General features: G+C 59.3%; 19 protein-coding genes. 16 read left to right on the top strand and 3 right to left on the bottom strand.

The window, feature by feature from the left end; genetic code table 11:
• Nucleotides 1-120: 120 nt before the first annotated feature.
• Nucleotides 121-708 (top strand): molybdopterin adenylyltransferase, encoded by a 588-nt coding sequence (gene mog, locus ACSBQV_RS14465; protein ID WP_015376607.1) that lies wholly within the window; start codon nt 121-123, stop codon nt 706-708.
• Between the two features lie 124 nt (nt 709-832).
• Nucleotides 833-2,140, top strand: a complete 1,308-nt coding sequence (locus ACSBQV_RS14460) for an MFS transporter (RefSeq protein ID WP_033641814.1) — start codon at nt 833-835, stop codon at nt 2,138-2,140.
• A 44-nt stretch (nt 2,141-2,184) separates the two neighbouring features.
• Here the strand turns inward: ACSBQV_RS14460 and satP are convergent, their stop codons facing one another.
• Nucleotides 2,185-2,784 (bottom strand): acetate uptake transporter, encoded by a 600-nt coding sequence (gene satP / locus ACSBQV_RS14455; protein ID WP_033644189.1) that lies wholly within the window; start codon nt 2,782-2,784, stop codon nt 2,185-2,187.
• Between the two features lie 325 nt (nt 2,785-3,109).
• Between satP and dnaK the strand changes: the two genes are divergently transcribed.
• The 4 genes from dnaK (at nt 3,110) to nhaR (ending at nt 8,748) form a co-directional block, all read left to right on the top strand.
• On the top strand, nt 3,110-5,023 hold the full coding sequence (gene dnaK, locus ACSBQV_RS14450; RefSeq protein WP_033641815.1) for a molecular chaperone DnaK: 1,914 nt from the start codon (nt 3,110-3,112) through the stop codon (nt 5,021-5,023).
• Between the two features lie 106 nt (nt 5,024-5,129).
• Complete coding sequence (gene dnaJ, locus ACSBQV_RS14445; protein WP_004932969.1) at nt 5,130-6,254, top strand: molecular chaperone DnaJ; 1,125 nt, start codon at nt 5,130-5,132, stop codon at nt 6,252-6,254.
• Between the two features lie 235 nt (nt 6,255-6,489).
• On the top strand, nt 6,490-7,656 hold the full coding sequence (gene nhaA, locus ACSBQV_RS14440) for a Na+/H+ antiporter NhaA (protein ID WP_033651695.1): 1,167 nt from the start codon (nt 6,490-6,492) through the stop codon (nt 7,654-7,656).
• A gap of 192 nt (nt 7,657-7,848) precedes the next feature.
• Nucleotides 7,849-8,748, top strand: coding sequence for a transcriptional activator NhaR (gene nhaR / locus ACSBQV_RS14435; protein WP_004932962.1), 900 nt, complete (start codon nt 7,849-7,851; stop codon nt 8,746-8,748).
• A 71-nt stretch (nt 8,749-8,819) separates the two neighbouring features.
• Here nhaR and rpsT read toward each other — a convergent pair whose 3' ends face one another.
• Nucleotides 8,820-9,083 carry a 30S ribosomal protein S20 gene (gene rpsT / locus ACSBQV_RS14430; RefSeq protein WP_004932960.1) on the bottom strand — a complete coding sequence of 88 codons (264 nt, stop codon included), beginning with the start codon at nt 9,081-9,083 and terminating at the stop codon, nt 8,820-8,822.
• A gap of 390 nt (nt 9,084-9,473) precedes the next feature.
• On the opposite strand from rpsT, the gene ribF reads away from it, so the two are divergent.
• Genes ribF through ispH form a run of 5 tightly spaced genes read left to right on the top strand, consistent with a single transcriptional unit; the run spans nt 9,474 to nt 15,190 of the window.
• Entirely contained in the window at nt 9,474-10,412 is a 939-nt protein-coding gene (ribF, locus tag ACSBQV_RS14425) for a bifunctional riboflavin kinase/FAD synthetase (protein WP_025301522.1), read from the top strand.
• Nucleotides 10,413-10,444: 32 nt separating this feature from the next.
• Nucleotides 10,445-13,261, top strand: coding sequence for an isoleucine--tRNA ligase (ileS, locus tag ACSBQV_RS14420; RefSeq protein WP_033641818.1), 2,817 nt, complete (start codon nt 10,445-10,447; stop codon nt 13,259-13,261).
• 13 nt (nt 13,262-13,274) lie between these two features.
• On the top strand, nt 13,275-13,784 hold the full coding sequence (gene lspA / locus ACSBQV_RS14415; RefSeq protein WP_025301524.1) for a signal peptidase II: 510 nt from the start codon (nt 13,275-13,277) through the stop codon (nt 13,782-13,784).
• Between the two features lies 1 nt (nt 13,785).
• Entirely contained in the window at nt 13,786-14,256 is a 471-nt protein-coding gene (gene fkpB, locus ACSBQV_RS14410) for an FKBP-type peptidyl-prolyl cis-trans isomerase (protein WP_016929135.1), read from the top strand.
• Nucleotides 14,237-15,190 (top strand): 4-hydroxy-3-methylbut-2-enyl diphosphate reductase, encoded by a 954-nt coding sequence (ispH, locus tag ACSBQV_RS14405; protein WP_033641819.1) that lies wholly within the window; start codon nt 14,237-14,239, stop codon nt 15,188-15,190. The genes fkpB and ispH overlap by 20 nt, the downstream gene beginning before the upstream one ends.
• 272 nt (nt 15,191-15,462) lie before the next feature.
• Here the strand turns inward: ispH and ACSBQV_RS14400 are convergent, their stop codons facing one another.
• Entirely contained in the window at nt 15,463-16,368 is a 906-nt protein-coding gene (locus tag ACSBQV_RS14400) for a LysR family transcriptional regulator (protein ID WP_223525040.1), read from the bottom strand.
• A gap of 212 nt (nt 16,369-16,580) precedes the next feature.
• Between ACSBQV_RS14400 and pvcA the strand changes: the two genes are divergently transcribed.
• From pvcA to carA, 5 genes are all read left to right on the top strand, one after another.
• Entirely contained in the window at nt 16,581-17,549 is a 969-nt protein-coding gene (pvcA, locus tag ACSBQV_RS14395; RefSeq protein ID WP_099785597.1) for an L-tyrosine isonitrile synthase, read from the top strand.
• A gap of 95 nt (nt 17,550-17,644) precedes the next feature.
• Entirely contained in the window at nt 17,645-18,508 is an 864-nt protein-coding gene (locus tag ACSBQV_RS14390) for a TauD/TfdA dioxygenase family protein (protein WP_033651693.1), read from the top strand.
• Nucleotides 18,509-18,533: 25 nt separating this feature from the next.
• Nucleotides 18,534-19,793, top strand: coding sequence for a glycosyltransferase (locus ACSBQV_RS14385; RefSeq protein WP_099785594.1), 1,260 nt, complete (start codon nt 18,534-18,536; stop codon nt 19,791-19,793).
• 263 nt (nt 19,794-20,056) lie between these two features.
• On the top strand, nt 20,057-20,878 hold the full coding sequence (gene dapB, locus ACSBQV_RS14380; protein ID WP_042783670.1) for a 4-hydroxy-tetrahydrodipicolinate reductase: 822 nt from the start codon (nt 20,057-20,059) through the stop codon (nt 20,876-20,878).
• A gap of 470 nt (nt 20,879-21,348) precedes the next feature.
• Nucleotides 21,349-22,497, top strand: coding sequence for a glutamine-hydrolyzing carbamoyl-phosphate synthase small subunit (carA, locus tag ACSBQV_RS14375; RefSeq protein WP_071883584.1), 1,149 nt, complete (start codon nt 21,349-21,351; stop codon nt 22,495-22,497).
• Nucleotides 22,498-22,510: the final 13 nt, after the last annotated feature.

Here is a 22,510-nt window from a genome sequence, read left to right as displayed (position 1 = left end):
CAGGCCACCTTTTTTTATGCCCGACGCTCCCGCCGGCGGGGGAAGCCCTTATACTCTCGGCAATGACAACAGAACGGGAGACGAACCCGTTCGGACCCCATCAGGCTGTAGAGGTTACGCATGGATATTTTACGTATTGGTTTGGTTTCCGTTTCTGACCGCGCTTCCGGCGGCGTTTACCAGGATAAAGGCATTCCGGCGCTGGAGGAGTGGCTGGCCGGCGCGTTGGCGACGCCGTTCAAGCTGGAAACCCGGCTGATCCCCGATGAGCAGACGCAAATTGAGCAAACGCTGTGTGAGCTGGTGGACGAAATGGGCTGCCATCTGGTGCTGACCACCGGCGGCACCGGGCCGGCGCGTCGCGACGTCACCCCCGACGCCACGCTGGCGATCGCCGATCGCGTGATGCCCGGTTTCGGCGAGCAAATGCGTCAGATCAGCCTACACTATGTGCCAACGGCAATTCTTTCTCGCCAGGTGGGGGCGATCCGCAAGCAGGCGCTGATCATCAATCTGCCCGGCCAGCCAAAGTCGATCAAGGAAACGCTGGAAGGGGTGAAGGACGAGCAGGGCAATGCGGTGGTGCACGGCATCTTCGCCAGCGTGCCTTATTGCATTCAGTTGCTCGACGGGCCTTATGTCGAAACGCATGCCGCAGTGGTAGCAGCATTTCGGCCAAAGAGCGCGCGTCGCGAGATAAACCTCTAAATTTCAGCAATCTGCGAGATCGGCTTCAGCCCGTTTGGTGTGAAAATAATTTGCCGCTATAGTAAGGATTCTTTTACAGAAAGCCTGCGGCTTTTATTTTTACAGCCTTTACCGACGGTGCCCTATGCCTCACGACACTAATCGCCGGCTGAACCGGCAAGACTACAAAACGCTGACGTTGGCCGCGTTGGGCGGCGCGTTGGAGTTTTACGACTTCATCATCTTCGTATTCTTCGCCGCCGTGGTCGGCGATCTGTTCTTCCCGGCGGACATGCCGGAATGGCTGCGGCTGGTGCAAACCTTCGGCATTTTCGCCGCCGGCTATCTGGCCCGCCCGCTGGGCGGCATCGTGATGGCGCACTTCGGCGATCTGGTCGGCCGCAAAAAGATGTTTACCCTGAGCATTCTGCTGATGGCGTTGCCGACGCTGGCGATGGGCCTGCTGCCGACCTACGCCAGCATCGGCATCGCCGCGCCGCTGTTGCTGCTGCTGATGCGCGTGCTGCAGGGGGCGGCGATCGGCGGTGAGGTGCCGGGCGCCTGGGTCTTCGTCGCCGAACACGTGCCGCGCCGGCGCATCGGTTTCGCCTGCGGCACGCTGACCGCCGGGCTGACGGTGGGCATCCTGCTGGGATCGGTGGTGGCGACGGTGATCAACACCACGCTTAGCCCGCAGAGCATTGCCGGCGGCGGCTGGCGCATTCCATTCCTGCTTGGCGGCATGTTCGGCCTGGTGGCGATGTACCTGCGCCGCTGGCTGCAGGAAACGCCGATCTTCATCGAGATGCAGGCGCGCAAAGCGCTGGCCGAGGAGCTGCCGCTGAAATCGGTGGTGCTCAACCACAAACGGGAAGTGGCGGTGTCGATGCTGCTGACCTGGCTGCTCTCCGCCGGTATCGTGGTGGTGATCCTGATGACCCCGACCTATCTGCAAAAACAGTTCGGCATTGCGCCGGCCCTGACGCTGCAGGCTAACAGCATCGCCACCATCATGCTGATCGCCGGCTGCATCGTCGCCGGTTTGTCGGCCGATCGCTTCGGCGCCAGCAAAACGCTGGTGGTCGGCAGTTTGCTGTTGGCCGGCTGCAGCTGGCTGTTCTATCAGACGGTGGGCGTGCGCCCGGAAATGCTGTTCGCCTGCTATGCGCTGGTGGGTTTCAGCGTAGGCGTGGTGGGGGCCGTGCCGTACGTGATGGTGCGGGCTTTTCCGGCGGAAGTGCGGTTTACCGGCATCTCGTTCTCATATAACGTCTCGTACGCTATTTTTGGCGGTTTAACCCCTATTTTTGTGACGCTGATCATGAAATTAACCCCGTTAGCGCCCGCTTACTATGTGCTGGCGCTGTCGCTTATCGGGCTGCTGCTCGGTGTCTACCTGCATCGCGACCTGAACAGCGAAGCCGGCGAGCGGCGAGCCGGTTCTTACAGCTAAAAAAAAGCCCTGCATTGCAGGGCTTTTTCGTCAGGGGCGGGCGATTACGCCGTGACCGGCGATGCCGCGACGCGGGCCGAGGCCGGTTCGCCAATCGGCAGCACGGTACGGCCGTATTGCTCGTTGAGCACTTCGGCCATCGCCAGGTAGATGGCGCTGGCGCCGCAGATGATGCCCTCATAACCGGCGAAGGTCAGCAGCGCGTGGTTGCCGGTGATGTTGCCGACGGCCAGCAGGGCGAACAGCAGCGTCAGGCTGGCGAACACGAACTGCAGCACGCGGTTGGCGCCCAGGGTGCCGAAGAACATGAACAGGGTGAAGACGCCCCACAGCGCCAGATAGATGCCCAGCACGTGCGCCTCGGTGGCTTCCGCCAGGCCCAAACGCGGCAGCAGCAGCAGGCCGACCAGGCTCAGCCAGAAGCTGCCGTAGGCGGTGAATGCGGTCATGCCGAAGGTGTTGCCCTTCTTGTACTCCAGCAGGCCGGCCAGGATCTGGGCCAGGCCACCGAAGAAAATCCCCATGCTGATGATGGCGGAGTTCAGTGGGAAAAAGCCCGCGTTGTGCAGGTTCAGCAAGACGGTGGTCATCCCGAAGCCCATCAGGCCGAGAGGGCCGGGATTCGCCAACTTGTTGGTGTGCATAAGTCCTCTGCGATAACAGAAAATTAACGGAAACAGCGAAGTAAAATCATAAATGGTCTGAATGGCCAAAAAATCGAAGTTTTCCATCAGAGCGCGCGCATCATAATGATCCCCGCAGCCGGAAACAATGATCTGAATGACGATAAAAAAAGAAATTTTTTTTGCCTTGCCCCTTGATGCCGAGCTGGATGGCCCCATCTTATTTGCAACCGCAGCTGCTAACCGCGGGTCGCACTGAGATATCGGGCAGTTGAAAAGCAAAAAATCGCCCGCATATAGGTTAGCAACCTGACTGACTTATGAATTTTTTAGTGGAGACGTTTAGATGGGCAAAATTATTGGTATCGACCTGGGTACTACCAACTCTTGCGTAGCAATTATGGATGGTGCCAAGGCACGCGTGCTGGAAAACGCCGAGGGCGACCGCACCACTCCTTCTATTATCGCATATACCCAGGACGGTGAAACTCTGGTTGGCCAGCCGGCTAAGCGTCAGGCAGTGACCAACCCTGAAAACACCCTGTTCGCCATCAAGCGCCTGATCGGCCGCCGCTTCCAGGATGAAGAAGCGCAGCGCGACAAAGCGATCATGCCTTACAAAATCATCGAAGCCGACAACGGCGACGCCTGGCTGGAAGTGAAAGGCCAGAAAATGGCTCCGCCGCAGATCTCTGCGGAAGTGCTGAAGAAAATGAAGAAAACGGCGGAAGATTACCTGGGCGAACCGGTAACTGAAGCGGTTATCACCGTACCGGCTTACTTCAACGACGCCCAGCGTCAGGCGACTAAAGACGCCGGCCGCATCGCGGGTCTGGAAGTCAAGCGCATCATCAACGAACCGACCGCAGCGGCTCTGGCCTACGGCCTGGACAAAGAAGTCGGCAACCGCACCATCGCGGTTTATGACCTGGGCGGCGGTACTTTCGATATCTCCATCATCGAAATCGACGACGTTGACGGCGAAAAAACCTTCGAAGTGCTGGCGACCAACGGTGACACCCACCTGGGCGGCGAAGACTTCGACAGCCGTCTGATCAACTACCTGGTGGAAGAGTTCAAGAAAGATCAGGGCATCGATCTGCGCAACGATCCGCTGGCGATGCAGCGTCTGAAAGAAGCCGCCGAGAAAGCGAAGATTGAACTGTCTTCCGCTCAGCAGACCGACGTTAACCTGCCGTACATCACGGCAGATGCGACCGGTCCAAAACACATGAACATCAAAGTGACTCGCGCCAAACTCGAGTCGCTGGTTGAAGATTTGGTGGCGCGCTCCATCGAGCCGCTGAAAGTGGCGCTGAAAGACGCAGGCCTGTCGGTTTCCGACATCCAGGACGTGATCCTGGTGGGCGGCCAGACCCGTATGCCAATGGTGCAGAAGAAAGTCGCAGACTTCTTCGGTAAAGAGCCGCGTAAAGACGTGAACCCAGACGAAGCGGTTGCCGTGGGCGCTGCGGTACAGGGCGGCGTGTTGGCCGGTGATGTGAAAGACGTTCTGCTGCTGGACGTTACCCCGCTGTCGCTGGGTATCGAAACCATGGGCAGCGTGATGACGCCGCTGATCACCAAAAACACCACGATCCCGACCAAGCACAGCCAGGTGTTCTCTACTGCGGAAGACAACCAGTCTGCGGTCACCATCCACGTGCTGCAGGGTGAGCGTAAGCGCGCCAGCGATAACAAATCTCTGGGCCAGTTCAACCTGGACGGTATCCAGGCGGCACCGCGCGGCATGGCGCAGATCGAAGTCACCTTCGACATCGATGCCGACGGCATCCTGCACGTGTCTGCCAAAGACAAGAACACCGGTCGTGAGCAGAAGATCACCATCAAGGCGTCTTCTGGCCTGAACGAGGACGAAATCCAGAAAATGGTGCGCGACGCCGAGTTGAACGCTGAAGCTGACCGCAAGTTCGAAGAGCTGGTACAGACTCGCAACCAGGCGGATCACCTGATCCACGGCACGCGCAAACAGCTGGAAGAAGCGGGCGACAAACTGCCGGCGGAAGACAAAACGGCGATCGAAGCGGCGCTGAAAGATCTGGAAGCGGCAGTGAAAGGCGAAGACAAAGCCGAGATCGAAGCGAAGACCCAGGCGTTGGTGCAGGTTTCCGGCAAGCTGCTGGAAATGGCTCAGGCGCAGCAGGCTCAGCAGGGTGCTGACGCCGGCGCGGACAACGCGGCGCAGAAAGAAGACGACGTGGTTGACGCCGAGTTCGAAGAAGTTAAAGACAAAAAATAATCGCCCTTAAGCGGGCACGGGGCGGCCGAGATGCCGCTCCCGGAAACCAGCACGGGCGTCGAGGCAACTCTGCGCCCGTGCACGCATGTTAAGGGTAAGCGAAAGAATGGCGAAGAAAGACTATTACGAGATTCTCGGCGTCAGCAAGACGGCGGATGAACGTGAGATCAAAAAGGCGTACAAACGCCTGGCGATGAAATACCATCCTGACCGCAACCAGGAACAAGACGCCGAAACCAAGTTTAAAGAAGTTAAAGAAGCTTACGAAGTCCTGACCGACGACCAGAAACGCGCGGCTTACGATCAGTACGGGCACGCGGCCTTTGAACAGGGCGGCATGGGCGGCGGCGGCTTTGGCGGCGGCGCCGACTTCAGCGATATCTTTGGCGACGTGTTTGGCGACATCTTCGGCGGAGGCCGCCGTCAGCGCGCCAGCCGCGGTTCCGATCTGCGCTATAACATGGAGCTGACCCTCGAGGAAGCGGTACGTGGCGTCACCAAAGAGATCCGCATCCCGACGCTGGAAGAGTGCGACGTCTGCCACGGCAGCGGCGCCAAGCCGGGCAGTTCGCCGGTCACCTGCCCAACCTGTCATGGTCAGGGCCAGGTGCAGATGCGTCAGGGCTTCTTCACCGTGCAGCAGGCGTGTCCGCACTGCCATGGCCGCGGTCAGATCATCAAAGATCCGTGCAACAAATGCCATGGCCACGGCCGGGTAGAAAAATCCAAAACGCTGTCGGTGAAAATTCCGGCCGGCGTGGATACCGGCGATCGCATCCGCCTGGCGGGTGAAGGCGAAGCCGGCGAGCACGGCGCACCGGCGGGCGATCTGTACGTTCAGGTGCAGGTGAAGGCGCACCCGATCTTCGAGCGTGAAGGCAACAACCTGTACTGCGAAGTGCCGATCAACTTTGCCATGGCGGCGCTGGGCGGCGAGATTGAAGTGCCGACGCTGGATGGCCGGGTGAAACTGAAGGTGCCTTCGGAGACCCAAACCGGCAAGCTGTTCCGCATGCGCGGCAAGGGCGTGAAATCGGTGCGCGGCGGCAGCCAGGGCGACCTGCTGTGCCGCGTGGTGGTGGAAACCCCGGTCAATCTGAACGACAAGCAGAAGCAGCTGTTGCGTGAGCTGGAAGAGAGCCTGGGCGGCCCGTCCGGCGACAAGAACAGCCCACGTTCGAAGAGCTTCTTCGACGGGGTGAAAAAGTTCTTTGACGATCTGACTCGCTAACCTTCTGTTTCTGTTAGCTTATGCGCGAACCCCGGGCTTCTGTCCCGGGGTTTTTATTTGCGCGCCAAACCTCTAATCCCCTATATAAATGTGACTTATTCGTGCTTTCTGTCGGTTTTTTCGAGCTGTTTAGCATTTATAAACTTATTTTTTCGAACTAAAACGCCCTCTATACTCACTTCATGACTGTACTTCGCAGGGCGCTACGCCTTGCTCAGATTTGGAGAGACGTATTGTGACCAACATCATTCGTCAATTTTTACGTCAGGAAGCCGCGGGCGGCATCATCCTGATCGCGGCGGCGATCGTCGCCCTGATCATGGCCAACAGCCCGGCGCAGGGGATCTACCAGGCATTCCTTAACCTGCCGGTGATGGTGAAGGTAGCTTCGCTGGAGATCGCCAAGCCGCTGCTGCTGTGGATCAACGACGGGCTGATGGCCATCTTCTTCCTGGTGGTGGGGCTCGAGGTCAAGCGCGAGCTGATGCAAGGCTCGCTGTCCGGGCGTGACAAGGCGGTGTTTCCGGCGATCGCTGCGCTGGGCGGCATGCTGGCGCCGGCGCTGATTTACCTGTTGTTCAACGGCGCGGATGAAGTTACCCGCCAGGGCTGGGCGATCCCGGCCGCGACCGATATCGCCTTTGCGCTGGGCGTCATGGCCTTGCTGGGCAATCGCGTGCCGACCAGCCTGAAAGTGTTCCTGTTGGCGCTGGCGATCATCGACGACTTGGGCGTGATCATCATCATCGCGCTGTTCTACACCCACGAAGTGTCGATGATAGCGCTGGGCGTGGCGGCCGCGGCGACGGTGCTGCTGGCGGTGATGAACTGGCGCGGCGTGGGCAAAACCTCGCTGTACATGATGGTCGGCCTGGTGTTGTGGGTGGCGATCCTCAAGTCCGGGGTGCACGCGACGCTGGCCGGGGTGATCGTCGGCTTTATGATCCCGCTGAACGTGAAGAAGGGGCCATCGCCGTCGGAGACGTTGGAGCATGAGCTGCACCCGTGGGTCGCGTTTATGATCCTGCCGCTGTTCGCTTTCGCCAACGCCGGGGTCTCTCTGCAGGGCGTATCGCTGGAGGGATTGACGTCGCTGCTGCCGGTCGGGATTGCGGCCGGTCTGTTTATCGGCAAGCCGCTGGGGATTTTCCTCTTCAGCCTGCTGGCGGTGAAAATGGGCATCGCCCGCTTGCCTGAAGGCATCGGCTTCAAACAGGTGTTTGCCGTTTCGGTGCTCTGTGGTATTGGTTTTACCATGTCGATTTTCATCGCCTCGCTGGCGTTCGGCGAGGCCGATGCGGCGCTCAGCACCTATTCCCGTCTGGGGATCCTGTTGGGCTCCACCGCCGCGGCGGTGGCGGGGTACGGATTACTGCGTCTGGCGTTGCCGCGCGTGCGTTAATCCTGTCAGTGCCCGGCAGGGGCGCACAATAAAATGGCTGGTCGGAGCTGTGCGGTATAAAATATGTGCAGCTTCGGCCGTTCTTCGTTGGGACTAATGGGGCTATACGTTGTCTGAAGCAGGGAAAGGAAGTTTGTCGCTCGTCACGGCACACCGTTTGCCGCTGCGAAACGTTGTTAAGGAGAGCCGCTCGTGAGGATGTCGCATATCAACTTTAATCACCTTTACTATTTCTGGCAGGTCTGCAAGGCCGGTTCCGTGGTCGGTGCCGCTGAAGCGTTGTTCCTGACGCCGCAGACCATCACAGGCCAGATCAAAGCGCTGGAAGAGCGGTTGGACGGCAAGCTGTTCAAGCGCCAGGGGCGCGGGTTGGTGCCTTCGGAGCTGGGGCAGCTGGTGTTCCGCTATGCCGACAAGATGTTCATGCTCAGCCAGGAAATGCTGGATATCGTCAACTACCGCAAAGAGTCCAACCTGTTGTTCGACGTCGGCGTGGCGGATGCGCTGTCGAAGCGGCTGGTCAGCCAGGTATTGGAAACGGCGGTGGTGGTGGACAACGAGCAGATCCACCTGCGTTGTTTTGAATCGACACACGAGATGCTGCTGGAGCAGCTCAGCCAGCACAAGCTGGATATGATCCTGTCGGATTGCCCGGTGGACTCCAGCCAGCAGGAAGGGCTGTTCTCGCTGAAGCTGGGCGAGTGCGGCATCAGCTTCTTCTGCCGCCAGCCGGCGCCGGAGTTGCCGTTCCCGGCCTGCCTGGAGCAGCGTAAGTTGCTGATCCCCGGCCGCCGCTCGATGCTGGGGCGCAAGCTGCTTAACTGGTTCAATACGCAGGGCATTCAGGTGGAGATCCTGGGCGAGTTCGACGATGCGGCGCTGATGAAGGCCTTCGGCATGTACCACAACGCGATTTTCGTGGCGCCGACGCTGTATGCGCAGGATACCTACAACGATGACAACGTGGTGGAGATTGGGCGCATCGACAGCGTGCAGGAGGAGTATTACATTATCTTCGCCGAGCGCATGATCCAGCATCCGGCGGTGCAACGGGTGTGCAACAAAGACTTCTCGGCGCTGTTTTCCTGCTAGCGGTTTACTGAACGCAGGGCGTAAAAAAACCGGCCTGAGCCGGTTTTTTTATCAAGCAGATAACGAAATGCTTATTGCATTGCGTTGATGCGTGCAGTCAGGTTTGACTTATGACGCGCTGCTTTGTTTTTGTGGATCAGGCCTTTAGCTGCCTGACGGTCCACCAGTGGCTGCATTACCAGGAATGCATTTTGTGCTGCTTCTTTGTCGCCAGCTGCGATAGCTGCGTCTACCTTCTTGATGAAGGTACGCACCATTGAGCGACGGCTTGCGTTATGCTTGCGGCGTTTCTCAGACTGTACGGCGCGTTTCTTAGCTGATTTGATATTAGCCAAGGTCCAACTCCCAAATATATTCTATTGAGGACAATTCAAAGGCCGAGGAATATGCCCTTTTAGCCTTCGTTTGTCAATGGATTTGTGCAAATAAGCGCCGTTTGTACAGGCGGCACTCGCTACGTTGTGATGGCGCAGGATTTTACCAGCTTCGCTCTTGGGAATACAGTGTTTCGCGAGAAAATTCGCCAATGATTTGCCGCGGCGGGCGCAAGCCGTTGGCCGCGGTCGAGAATCGGCCCGGCGGCGCGGGATAAACTGCGGTGAAGCCGTTTCACGCGCAGATTATCTCCGGTATGGTATGTCTATTACATAAAGGCACCAATCGCGGGTTAACCTTACCGGCTGTACAAGGTATAATCCGCCGATTTCCACTGTTTTGAGCCAGCTATGGAGCTAATTCGCGGCATTCACAATATCCGGGCGCGCCACCATGGTTGCGTGCTCACCATCGGCAACTTTGACGGCGTACACCGCGGTCATCAGGCGCTGCTGGAGCAGTTGAAGCAACAAGGGCAACGCCTCGGGCTGCCGGTGATGGTCATGATCTTTGAGCCGCAGCCGCTGGAGATGTTCGCCGCAGACAAGGCGCCGGCCCGTTTGACGCGCCTGCGCGACAAGGCTAACTATCTGGCGCAGGCGGGCGTTGATTACCTGCTGTGCGTCAAGTTCGATCCGCGTTTTGCCGCCAACACCGCGCAGGCGTTCGTCGCCGAGCTGCTGGTGGAGAAGCTCGGCGTCAAATTCCTGATGGTGGGGGATGATTTTCGCTTTGGCGCCGGGCGTCAGGGCGATTTTCCGCTATTGCAGCAGGCCGGAAAAGAGTACGGCTTCGACGTGGTCAGCACCCCGACCTTCCGCGAAGGCGAGCGGCGCATCAGCAGTACGGCGATCCGCACTGCGCTGAGCGAGGACGATCTGCCGCTGGCGGAGACCCTGTTGGGCCACCCGTACAGCATCTCCGGGCGCGTGGTGCACGGCGATGAGCTGGGCCGCACCATCGGCTTCCCGACCGCCAACCTGCCGCTCAAGCGCCTGGTGGCGCCGGTGAAAGGGGTGTATGCGGTGGAGGTGTACGGCCTGGGGCCGCAGCCGCTGCCGGGCGTGGCCAACATCGGCACGCGCCCGACCGTCGCCGGCGTGCGCCAGCAGCTGGAAGTGCATCTGCTGGATGTCACAATGGATCTTTACGGGCGCCATATTGAGGTGGTGCTCCGCGCAAAATTGCGCAACGAACAACGGTTTGCTTCGCTCGATGCCCTGAAGCAGCAAATCGCCAATGATGTGGTGACGGCCCGGAAGTTCTTCGGGCTACAGACACCGGTTTAATCTCTATAGCCGAAAACGGAACCGAGAATCTAATGAGTGACTACAAGAATACCCTGAACTTGCCGGAAACAGGGTTCCCGATGCGCGGCGATCTCGCCAAGCGCGAACCTGGCATGCTGCAACGTTGGTATGAACAGGATCTGTACGGGATTATTCGTACTGCCAAAAAGGGCAAAAAAACCTTCATTTTGCATGACGGCCCTCCGTATGCGAACGGCAGCATTCACATCGGTCACTCGGTTAACAAGATTCTCAAAGACATTATCATCAAGTCGAAAGGGATGGCCGGCTTCGACTCGCCTTATGTGCCGGGTTGGGATTGCCACGGCCTGCCTATCGAACTGAAGGTTGAGCAGCTGTACGGCAAACCGGGCGAGAAGCTGACGGCGGCCGAATTCCGCCAGAAGTGCCGCGAATACGCGGCCGAGCAGGTTGAAGGCCAGAAGAAGGACTTCATCCGCCTGGGCGTGCTGGGCGACTGGGATCGTCCATACCTGACCATGGACTTCAAAACCGAAGCCAACATCATCCGCGCGCTGGGCAAGATCATCAGCAACGGCCACCTGCTGAAAGGCGCCAAGCCGGTTCACTGGTGCACCGACTGCGGCTCGTCGCTGGCGGAAGCGGAAGTGGAGTATTACGACAAGACTTCGCCGTCTATCGACGTGTCCTTCCATGCGGCCGACGCGGCTGCCGTGGCGGCCAAGTTCGGCGTGAGCCACTTCAACGGCGCCATCTCGCTGGTTATCTGGACCACCACGCCGTGGACCTTGCCGGCCAACCGCGCGATCTCGCTGCACCCGGACTTCACCTATCAACTGGTGCAGGTTGACGGCCAGTGCCTGATCCTGGCGGCCGAACTGGTGGAAAGCGTGATGAAACGCGCCGGCATCACCGAGTGGACGGTGCTGGGCAGCTGCAAAGGCGCCGATCTGGAGCTGCTGCGCTTCAAACACCCGTTCATGGACTTCGACGTGCCGGCAATCCTCGGCGAGCATGTGACCTTGGACGCCGGTACCGGTGCGGTGCACACAGCGCCGGGTCACGGCCCGGACGACTTCGTGATCGGCCAGAAATACGGCCTGGAAGTGGCCAACCCGGTAGGGCCGAACGGCTGCTACCTGACCGGCACCTACCCGCTGCTGGACGGCAAGTTCGTCTTCAAGGCCAACGATCTGATCGTCGATCTGCTGCGCGAGAAAGGCGCGCTGCTGCACGTCGAGAAGTTCCTGCACAGCTATCCGTGCTGCTGGCGCCACAAGACGCCAATCATCTTCCGCGCCACGCCGCAATGGTTCATCAGCATGGATCAGAAAGGCCTGCGTCAGCAGTCGCTGGAAGAGATCAAGGGCGTGCAGTGGATCCCGGATTGGGGCCAAGCGCGCATCGAAATGATGGTGGCCAACCGCCCGGACTGGTGCATCTCGCGTCAGCGCACCTGGGGCGTGCCGATGTCGCTGTTCGTGCACAAAGAGACCGAGCAGCTGCACCCGCGCACCGTTGAGCTGATGGAAGAAGTGGCCAAGCGCGTCGAGCAAGACGGCATTCAGGCCTGGTGGGATCTGGACGCGGCCGACATCCTCGGCGCGGAAGCCGCCGACTACGTGAAAGTGCCGGATACGCTGGACGTGTGGTTCGATTCCGGTTCTACCCACGCCTCCGTTGTCGACGTGCGTCCTGAATTCAACGGCCACGGCGCCGACATGTATCTGGAAGGCTCCGACCAACACCGCGGCTGGTTCATGTCATCGCTGATGATTTCCACCGCGATGAAGGGCAAGGCGCCATACAAGGAAGTGCTGACCCACGGCTTCACCGTCGACGGCCAGGGCCGCAAGATGTCCAAGTCGATCGGCAACACCGTCAGCCCGCAGGACGTGATGAACAAGCTGGGCGGCGACATTCTGCGTCTGTGGGTGGCATCGACCGATTACACCGGCGAGATCGCGGTGTCCGACGAGATCCTCAAGCGTTCCGCCGACTCTTACCGCCGCATCCGCAACACCGCGCGCTTCCTGCTGGCCAACCTGAACGGGTTCGAGCCAAGCACCGATTGCGTGGCGCCGGAAGACATGGTGGTGCTGGATCGCTGGGCGGTCGGCCGCGCGCTGGCGGCGCAGCAGGATATCGAGCAGGCTTACGCCAACTACGATTTCCACGAAGTGGTGCAGCGCCTGATGCAGTTCTGTTCGGTCGAGATGGGCTCCTTCTACCTGGATATCATCAAGGATCGTCAGTACACCGCCAAGAGCGACAGCGTCGCCCGCCGCAGCTGCCAGACCGCGCTGTATCACATCGTCGAAGCGCTGGTGCGCTGGATGGCGCCGATCATGTCGTTCACCGCAGACGAGATCTGGGGCTTCATGCCGGGCAAACGCGCGCAGTACGTGTTCACCGAAGAGTGGTACGACGGCCTGTTCGGGCTGGCGGAAGGCGAGCCGATGAACGACGCTTTCTGGGCTGAGCTGCTGAAAGTGCGCGGCGAAGTGAACAAGGTGCTGGAGCAGGCGCGTGCGGACAAACGCCTCGGCGGTTCGCTGGAAGCGGCGGTGACGCTGTATGCCGACAGCGAGTTGGCGGCGCGTCTGAACAGCCTGCAGGATGAGCTGCGCTTTGTGCTGCTGACCTCTGCGGCAAGCGTTGCGCCATTGGCGGAGGCGCCGGCCGACGCGCAGGCCTCCGAGCTGCTGAAAGGGCTGAAGATCGCCTTCAGCACGGCGCCAGGTGAGAAGTGCCCGCGCTGCTGGCATTACACCACCGATATCGGCCTGGTAGCGGAGCATGCAGACATCTGCGGCCGCTGTGTGAGCAACGTCGCCGGTGACGGCGAGAAGCGTAACTTTGCCTGAGAACTTGCGCCTGATGAGTAAACCAATTTGTTCGACCGGCCTGCGTTGGCTGTGGGTTGTAGTGGCGGTGCTGGCGCTGGATTTCGGCAGCAAACAGTGGATCCTCGCTAACTTTACGCTGGGCCAGTCCCAGCCGTTGATCCCGTCGTTCAACCTGTTTTACGCGCGCAACTACGGCGCCGCGTTCAGCTTCCTGGCCGATCACGGTGGTTGGCAACGCTGGTTCTTCGCCGGCATCGCCATCGCCATCGTCGCGGTGCTGCTGGTGATGATGTACCGCAGCGCGGCGCAGCAGAAGCTGAACAACATCGCCTACGCCTTTATCATCGGCGGGGCGTTGGGCAACCTGTTCGATCGCCTGTGGCACGGTTTCGTGGTCGATTTCATCGACTTTTACGTCGGTGACTGGCACTACCCGACCTTCAATCTGGCGGACAGCTTTATCTGCGTGGGCGCGGCGATGATCGTGCTGGAAGGTTTCCTGTCGCCGGCGAACAAAGGCGCAAAGAGCAAAGGTGAGTAATATGACGGCTCAGGTTATCAGTGACAGCGCGGTGCTGGTTCACTTTACGCTGAAACTGGAAGACGGTTCGACCGCCGAATCCACCCGCAGCAGCGGCAAACCGGCGCTGTTCCGCCTGGGTGACGGCAGCCTGTCGGCGCCGCTGGAAGAGCAGCTGCTCGGCCTGCGCGCGGGCGACAAGCGCGCCTTTACCCTGCAGCCGGAAGCGGCGTTCGGCGCGGAGAACCCGGATCTGGTCCAGTTCTTCTCGCGCCGCGACTTCGCGGAAACCGGCGTGCCGGACGTGGGCACCATCATGCTGTTTACCGCGATTGACGGCAGCGAAATGCCGGGCGTGGTGCGCGCGGTGGCGGAAGATTCGATCACCGTCGATTTCAACCATCCGCTGGCGGGCCATCCGGTGACCTTCGACATCGAAGTGCTGGAGATCGATCCGCAGCAGGAGGAGACGCATGCAAATATTGCTGGCTAACCCGCGCGGCTTCTGCGCCGGGGTTGATCGTGCGATCAGCATCGTGGAACGCGCGCTGGAGCTGTATGGCGCGCCGATCTACGTACGGCATGAAGTGGTGCACAACCGCTACGTGGTCGACAGCCTGCGTGAGCGTGGCGCCGTGTTTATCGAAGAGATCGCCGAAGTGCCGGACGGCTCTATCCTGATCTTCTCGGCGCACGGCGTGTCTCAAGCCGTGCGCGCCGAAGCCAAGGCGCGCGATCTGACCATGCTGTTCGACGCCACCTGTCCGCTGGTGACCAAGGTGCATATGGAAGTGGCGCGCGCCAGCCGCCGCGGCACCGAAGCGATTCTGATCGGCCATGCCGGGCACCCGGAGGTGGAAGGCACCATGGGCCAGTACAGCAACCCGCAGGGCGGCATGTACCTGGTCGAATCGCCGGAAGACGTGTGGAAGCTGCAGGTGAAAGACGAAAACAACCTGTGCTTCATGACGCAGACCACGCTGTCGGTTGATGATACCTCGGACGTGATCGACGCGCTGCGTCAGCGTTTCCCGAGCATTATCGGTCCGCGCAAGGATGACATTTGCTACGCCACCACCAACCGTCAGGAAGCGGTGCGTAACCTGGCCGGCGATGCGGATGTGGTACTGGTGGTGGGGTCGAAGAACTCTTCCAACTCTAACCGTCTGGCCGAACTGGCGCAGCGCGTGGGCAAACCGGCTTATCTGATCGATTCGGCGGCGGATATTCAGGAAAGCTGGCTGAGCGAAGCGCGCAACATCGGCGTCACCGCAGGCGCTTCGGCGCCGGACGTGCTGGTGCAGGAGGTGATCTCTCGCCTGAAAGCGCTGGGCGGCGTCGACGTGCATGAAATCAGCGGGCGTGAAGAGAACATCGTGTTCGAAGTGCCGAAAGAGCTGCGCGTGGACGTCCGGCAGATTGACTGAGGTGCGTGAGTGAATGACAACGGGGAGCTTAGGCTTCCCGTTTTTTTTGGGAATGCCAGCGGCATTAAAAATAAAATGCTGAGCATATTCAAATTTTCTGCTAACTAAAGCCAAATTTATTCTGAGTATTTGAAATAGCGGTGGCGCTATTAATTATATAGGCTGAATGAAGTCATTAAATAGAATATCATTAGGCTGCAATCTAAATAGGGCCTGGTGTCGTCAACGTGATTACAATAATTACAATAGTGGTCTTGCAGACGTTTCTTATTTTATTCTTGTCGAATCTGTTCTAGGTCGTTTAATCCTTTCTCCTTTAAATAGAGCTTCATATGCTCCAGCAATCGCCGGACTTTTAATGGCTGGATCTCCCGTCGCGGCATAATGGCATAGCAATTAATTTCCGGTAATCGCCAGTCGGGCAATATTTCAATCAGCTCGCCGCTGCGCAACTCTCGCTCGACGTTGGCGAAGAAATTGCGAATGATGCCTTTGCCGGTCAGCGCCAGCTCCTTCATCGCCATGCCGCTGTTGGTGAACAGTCGCCCGGTCATGCGCATGCGGTGCTCGCCGCCGTCGCGATGGATCAGGCGAACAAACTGCGGATTGCCGAGCGGCGTAAAGGTGACCCAGTGATGTTGCGTCAGCGCCTGCGGCGAATCCGGCACCCCGTAGTTCGCCAGGTAGGCCGGGGAGGCGCACAGCACTTCGCGGCAGCGCGCCAGCCGCGTGGAGACGTAGCTGGAGTCAGCCAGCGCGCCGCCGCGTATCGCCAGATCGATGCGTTGCGCGATGAGGTCTATTCTCTCATCGTGGATTTCCAACCGCAGCGTGATGCGCGGGTGTTCGTCGAGGAAGCTCTGCAGCGCCGGCACCAGATAATGTGTGGCGAATTCGGTCGAGGTGGCGACGCGCAGTTCACCGACCAGCTCGCCGCGCAGCGCGGCGATCCGCTGTTGCCCGCGCTCGGCGGCGTGGATCATCAGCAGACAATCTTCATAAAAGCACAATCCGGCTTCGGTCAGGCTCAATGAGCGCGTCGATCGCAACAGTAATTGAATACCCAGATGTTCCTCCAGCTGGCGAATATGCTGGCTGACGGCCGAGGTCGTCATGCCCAATTCTTTTGCCGCCATGCTGAATGCGCCACAATCGACCACTTTTGAGAAAATGGCCATGCGTTTTAAAATATTGCTCATAGTTTGTTAAGCACAACTTAACCTAGATTGTGAATTATACGGGCTAATAATATAGCACCATATTTCCTATATTGCCTGAAGCATATAAACGCCGGGCTGATTATTATTTTGCATGCGCTTTATCTCTTTTTGATAAATCTTATTGCGCTTGCCAATAATACCCCCGCGCCACATCGCAACAGGAGCTCATTGTGGATAGCGCACAGAAAAAAGAAGAAATAGCATTAAAAATCCTACGTGAATTATTGCAATATCGACGTCGCCTCATCGCCGACGATTCTTCTCTGGCTGAAGAGGAGCGGCAGGTCACTCAGGTGCAATTGCCGCGCATTCGGGCATTCATTGAAAACGACCAGCGCATCGAATTCGTGCTGCCGGCGTTTCCGACCAAGTCACCCAACGCCAATAAGGTGATAGGCGCGGTGCCGGACATGGCGGAGCGGCTGTCGCTGATCTTCCTCAACTCGCTGTGCCAGCGCATTCAACTCTATTACCCGCCGGGCGCGCATATCGTTATCTGTTCCGACGGCCACGTGTTCGGCGATCTGATCCGCGTCAGCGACGAAGCGATCAACCATTATCAACGCGAGATTGAAAGCCTGCTGCATGAAGTGGGCGCAACCCACCTGAGCGTGTTTAACCTTGGCGATGTCAAAGGCCTGGCGGAGCATACCGATGACTACGATCTGCTGCGCCGGCTGTTGGTGGACGGCTATGCCGAATCGGAAGAGGCGATCAAGCGCCAGCTGATGCAGGACGAGCAGGGATTAATGCTGTATCGCGCCATCACGCGCTTCTTGTATGAAGACAGCCTCCTGCCGGGCTACAGCGGTTCCAACGCCGCGCTGCAAAAAGACGCCAAACGGCGCGCCTGCGGCGTTATCCAGCGCAGCTGGGCCTGGGGCAACCTGCTGGCCCAGCATTTCCCGGCGGCGATCCGCCTGTCGATTCACCCGCAGCCGGCCGACAGCCTGAAGATAGGCATCCACATGATGCCGACCAAAGACGACTGGCTGACGCCGTGGCATGGCGTGGCGGCCAACGTGAACGGCCAGTTCGTGCTGATGAAGCGTAAAGACGCGCAGAGCCTGGACGGCGAGCTGGTGGAGATCCGTGGCACGCCGAGCCATTACCTGATCGAACAACCGCAGATGGCCTGAGGCCGCTGCATGCTTTTGCGCCCGAAATCCTGACGGGCGCCTTTTTGACGGCACGTTGCCGTGTGAGCAGCACATTCGATGCAAGGAGAATCACCATGAACAACCAACCGCTTAATTGCCATATTCAACCGAACACCCCGTTCGGCGCGATCCTGACGCCGCAGCATCCGGGACAAAAGGTCAGCGAGCTGCCGGTGGCGGCGCTGCGAGCGCTGGCGCAGGAGCACCACTTGCTGGTGCTGCGCGGATTCGACTCCGGTTTCAGCGAGCCGGAAGTCCTGACTCGCTATGCCGAACAGTGGGGCGAGATCATGATGTGGCCGTTCGGTGCGGTGCTGGACGTGAAGGAACATCCGGACGCCAAGGATCATATCTTCGACAGCAGCTACGTCCCGCTGCATTGGGATGGCATGTATAAGCCGACCATCCCCGAGTTCCAGTTATTCCACTGCGTGGCGGCGCCGTCGCCGGACGAAGGCGGATGTACCACCTTCGTCGACACCACGCGCTTGCTAGCCAATGCGGACGAAGCGTTGCTGGAGCAGTGGCTGTCGGTGTCTATCACCTACCGCATCAAGCAGGTGGTGCATTACGGCGGCGAAGTCTGTTCGCCGCTGGTGGTGCAGCACCCGAACGGCAGAGGATTGATCATGCGCTACAATGAACCGCCGACGGAGGGAAAAAAATTCCTCAACCAGCACGCGCTGGAATATCACGGCGTGCCGGCGCAGCAGCAGGAACAGTTCCACCGTACTCTGCAGCAGCACCTGTACGATCCGCGTCACTATTATGCCCACCAGTGGCAACAGGGTGACGTGGTGGTCGCGGACAACTTCTCGCTGCTGCACGGCCGCGAGGGCTTTACCGCCCGTTCCGCGCGTCATTTGCAGCGCGTGCATATTCAAAGCAATCCGGTGTGCGCCAATCTGGCGCTGAAGCCGGCCAACGCAGAAGCTTAAAAGGAGCATTATGGCAAGGATACTGATGGCGGCGGTCGCCACTCCGGGGCACGTCTACCCGATGTTAGCCATCGCTCGCCACCTGATCGCCCAAGGGCATCAGGTGCGGGTGATGACCGGCGCGCTGTTCCGCGAACGCGCCGAAGCGGCTGGGGCGAGCTTCGTGCCGTTCGACGCGCAGGTGGACTTCGACTATCGCCATCTGGAGGCGCATTTCCCCGAGCGCGCCGCGCTGCCGCCGGGCAATGCGCAGATGGCGCTGGCGCTGAAAGATTTCTTCGCCGCGCCGATTCCACTGTTGGATCGTCAGCTGCGTGCGGCCATCGCCGCCGAAAAGACCGATCTGCTGATGGTGGAGAACTGCTTCTACGGCGTGCTGCCGCTGCTGCAGTCCGCCGAACGGCCGCCGGTCTTCGGGATCGGCGTCACGCCGCTGTCGTATTCTTCGCGCGACGCCATTTTCTATGGCCCGCGCATCCCGCCGGCGCTGCTGCCGCGGGCGCTGACCCGCGAGCAATTGGTGGATGAAGCGACGCGGGTGTTGCTTGATGAGGTGCAGCAAAGCTTTGATGCCGCGCTGGTGCATGCGGGCGGGCGGCCGCTGAATCGCCCGTTTACCGATGCGTTGATCGGCGGCTGCGAGCGTTTCCTGCAGTTGGCCACCACGGCGCTGGAATATGAGCGCGATGACCTGCCGAGCGGCGTGCGGTTCGTCGGGCCGCTGCGCAGCGGTGGTCAACCGGCCGCGGAAGAGGCGCTGTGGGAGGAGGACGATCGTCGGCCGTTGGTGATCGTGTCTCAGGGCACGCTGGCCAATGTCGATCTGCATCAGCTGATCGTGCCGACGCTGCAGGCGCTGGCGCATCTGCCGGTGCGGGTGTTGGCCACCACCGGCGGGCGGGCGACCGAAGGGCTGATGGACGCGTTGCCGGACAACGCCCGAGTGCGGGCGTTTATCTCCTTCGAACACTGGTTGCCGCAGGCGGCGCTCTTGATCACCAACGGCGGTTACGGCTCGATCAACTATGCGCTGGACAGCGGCGTGCCGCTGATTGTCGCCGGCACCGGTGAGGACAAGCTGGAGGCGGCCGCGCGCGTGGTGGCCGCCGGTTGCGGCATCAGCCTGCATACCAGCACGCCAAGCGCGGAACAAATACTGGCGGCAGCGACGCGCATTCTGCAACAGCCGATCTATCGCCGGCGCGCGGCGCTGGTGCAGGAGGACTATGCTCGCCACGATGCGCTGACGGCGATAGCCAACGAAGTGGCCGCCATTACCGCTTGATCCCGCCGCACTCCGTTCCTCAGGCGCCGTTTTCGGCGCCTTTTTTCTGCATTTTCTTGCAATGAAAACTGCATGATTATGTACAATCGTCGCAGGCCGCCAAATCGGTTGAATGTTAATCTCACGACAGCGCCGCTGATGAAAGAAGCGCAATATCATAATTTTCTAATTATGAAATGAATCCTCTGGCGGCGCTGCAGCGGGGCAGTTACCCTGAATCGATAGGTTAATGGGATACGCGTTACATCAAGAAGAGAGCAAGCATGAAAGATTCACAAATCCGCATTGCGATTGCGGGCGCCGGCGGCCGGATGGGCCGTCAATTGATCCAGGCGGTGCAGCAGGCGGAAGGCGTGGTGTTGGGGGCGGCGCTGTCACGCCCGGGATCGAGCCTGGTCGGCGTTGATGCCGGCGAGCTGGCGGGCATCGGCGCGCTGGGCGTCAAGGTGAGTGACAGTCTGGATAAAGTGGCGAGCGAGTTCGATATTTTGATCGACTTCACCCGTCCTGAAAGCACCCTGGGCTACCTGGAATTTTGCGTGGCGCACCATAAGGCGATGGTGATCGGCACCACCGGCTTCGATGACGCCGGCAAACAGGCGATCCGCGATGCGGCGCAGCATATCGGCATCGTGTTTGCCGCCAACTTCAGCGTCGGCGTCAATCTGGTGCTGAAACTGCTGGAGAAGGCCGCGCAGGTCATGGGCGACTATACCGATATCGAAATCGTTGAGGCGCACCACCGGCACAAAGTGGATGCGCCGTCGGGCACGGCGTTGGCCATGGGCGAAGCGATCGCCGGCGCGCTGGGGCGCGATCTGAAAAGCTGCGCGGTCTATGCGCGCGAAGGCCATACCGGCGAGCGCGATCCGAAGAGCATCGGCTTCGCCACCATTCGCGCCGGCGACATCGTCGGCGAGCACACCGCGATGTTCGCCGACATCGGCGAGCGGGTGGAAATCACCCACAAGGCCTCCAGCCGCATGACTTTCGCCAGCGGCGCGGTGCGCGCGGCTTCCTGGCTTCGGAGTCGGGATAAAGGTCTATTTGATATGCGTGACGTGCTGAGTTTGGACCGGATATAACTATACTGAATACCATCGTGATGTGGTTGTGTTGATCATAATGCTATGATAATAGGGCAATAATTTTATTGTCCTTTTTTTTAACATGATAAATATCGTTTTGATGTTGTTTCATTGTCAAGGCTGGTATTTGTTTATGTTTACCTTGCTAATTATCTGCTTTTTTTCCACCGTCGGCTTTTTTAGCGTCTTTTTTGGTCCATTCCGACGCCGTTTTCCGTCATTCCTCCCCGCAACCGTTTTCCAGCCCCGGTTTTCTGTGTTTTTATGGCAGCTCAAGCCGCTTGGGCATCGAGAACTGCAAAAATAAAACAAAAAATGGCGGTTTGGGTAGACAAGCGGAACACTCATCATTAAAATGCGCCCAATTTGCCAAAAATTGGCCTCGCGGACGGTTTTTGCATTGATTTAGATCGCGATATCTGAATTAATATGCAAATATTGTGATTGATTATTCCTCGGAGGATGTTTTGATAAAGTCAGCGCTATTGGTTCTGGAAGACGGAACCCAATTCCACGGTCGGGCCATCGGGGCAGAGGGAACGGCAGTGGGGGAAGTGGTCTTCAATACGTCGATGACCGGTTATCAAGAAATCCTCACTGATCCTTCCTATTCCCGCCAGATCGTTACTCTTACTTATCCTCATATCGGCAATGTCGGCACCAATGCTTCCGACGAAGAATCCTCCGCAGTACACGCCCAAGGCCTCGTCATTCGTGACCTCCCGCTGATCGCCAGCAACTACCGCAGTGAAGAAAGCCTGTCCGACTACCTCAAGCGTCACAACATCGTGGCGATCGCCGATATCGATACCCGTAAGTTGACTCGCCTGCTGCGCGAAAAAGGCGCCCAGAACGGCTGCATCGTCGCCGCCGATTCGCCGGATGCCGCGCTGGCTCTGGCCAAGGCGCAAGGCTTCCCGGGGTTGAAGGGCATGGATTTGGCGAAAGAGGTCACCACTCAAGAGGCCTACAGCTGGCAGCAAGGCAGCTGGACGCTTGAAGGCGACCTGCCGGAAGCCAAAACCGCCGCGGAACTGCCGTTCCACGTGGTGGCTTACGACTACGGCGCGAAGCGCAACATCCTGCGCATGCTGGTGGATCGCGGCTGCCGCCTGACCGTGGTGCCGGCGCAGACCCCGGCCGACGAGGTGCTGAAAATGAATCCGGACGGCATCTTCCTGTCCAACGGCCCGGGCGACCCGGAGCCGTGCGACTACGCCATCGCCGCCATCAAGCAGTTCCTGGAAACCGACATTCCGGTGTTCGGCATCTGTCTGGGTCATCAGCTGCTGGCGCTGGCCAGCGGGGCGAAAACCATGAAGATGAAGCTAGGCCACCACGGCGGCAACCACCCGGTGAAGGATCTGGACAACAACACGGTGATGATCACCGCGCAGAACCACGGCTTCGCCGTCGATGAAAACGACCTGCCGGCGAATCTGCGCGTGACGCACAAATCGCTGTTCGACCACACGGTGCAGGGCATTCACCGCACCGACAAGGCGGCGTTCAGCTTCCAGGGGCACCCGGAAGCCAGCCCAGGCCCGCACGACGCCGCGCCGCTGTTCGATCACTTTATCGAACTGATTGAGACTTACCGTTCTAACGCCAAATAATCAGGAGCAGTAA

It is taken from the genome of Serratia sp. B501, from assembly GCF_051172315.1.
In the GTDB taxonomy this organism is placed as follows: Bacteria; Pseudomonadota; Gammaproteobacteria; order Enterobacterales; family Enterobacteriaceae; genus Serratia; species Serratia ureilytica.
The sequence above is the reverse complement of the archived record's forward strand: the minus strand, read 5'-3'. Positions and strand labels throughout refer to the sequence as shown.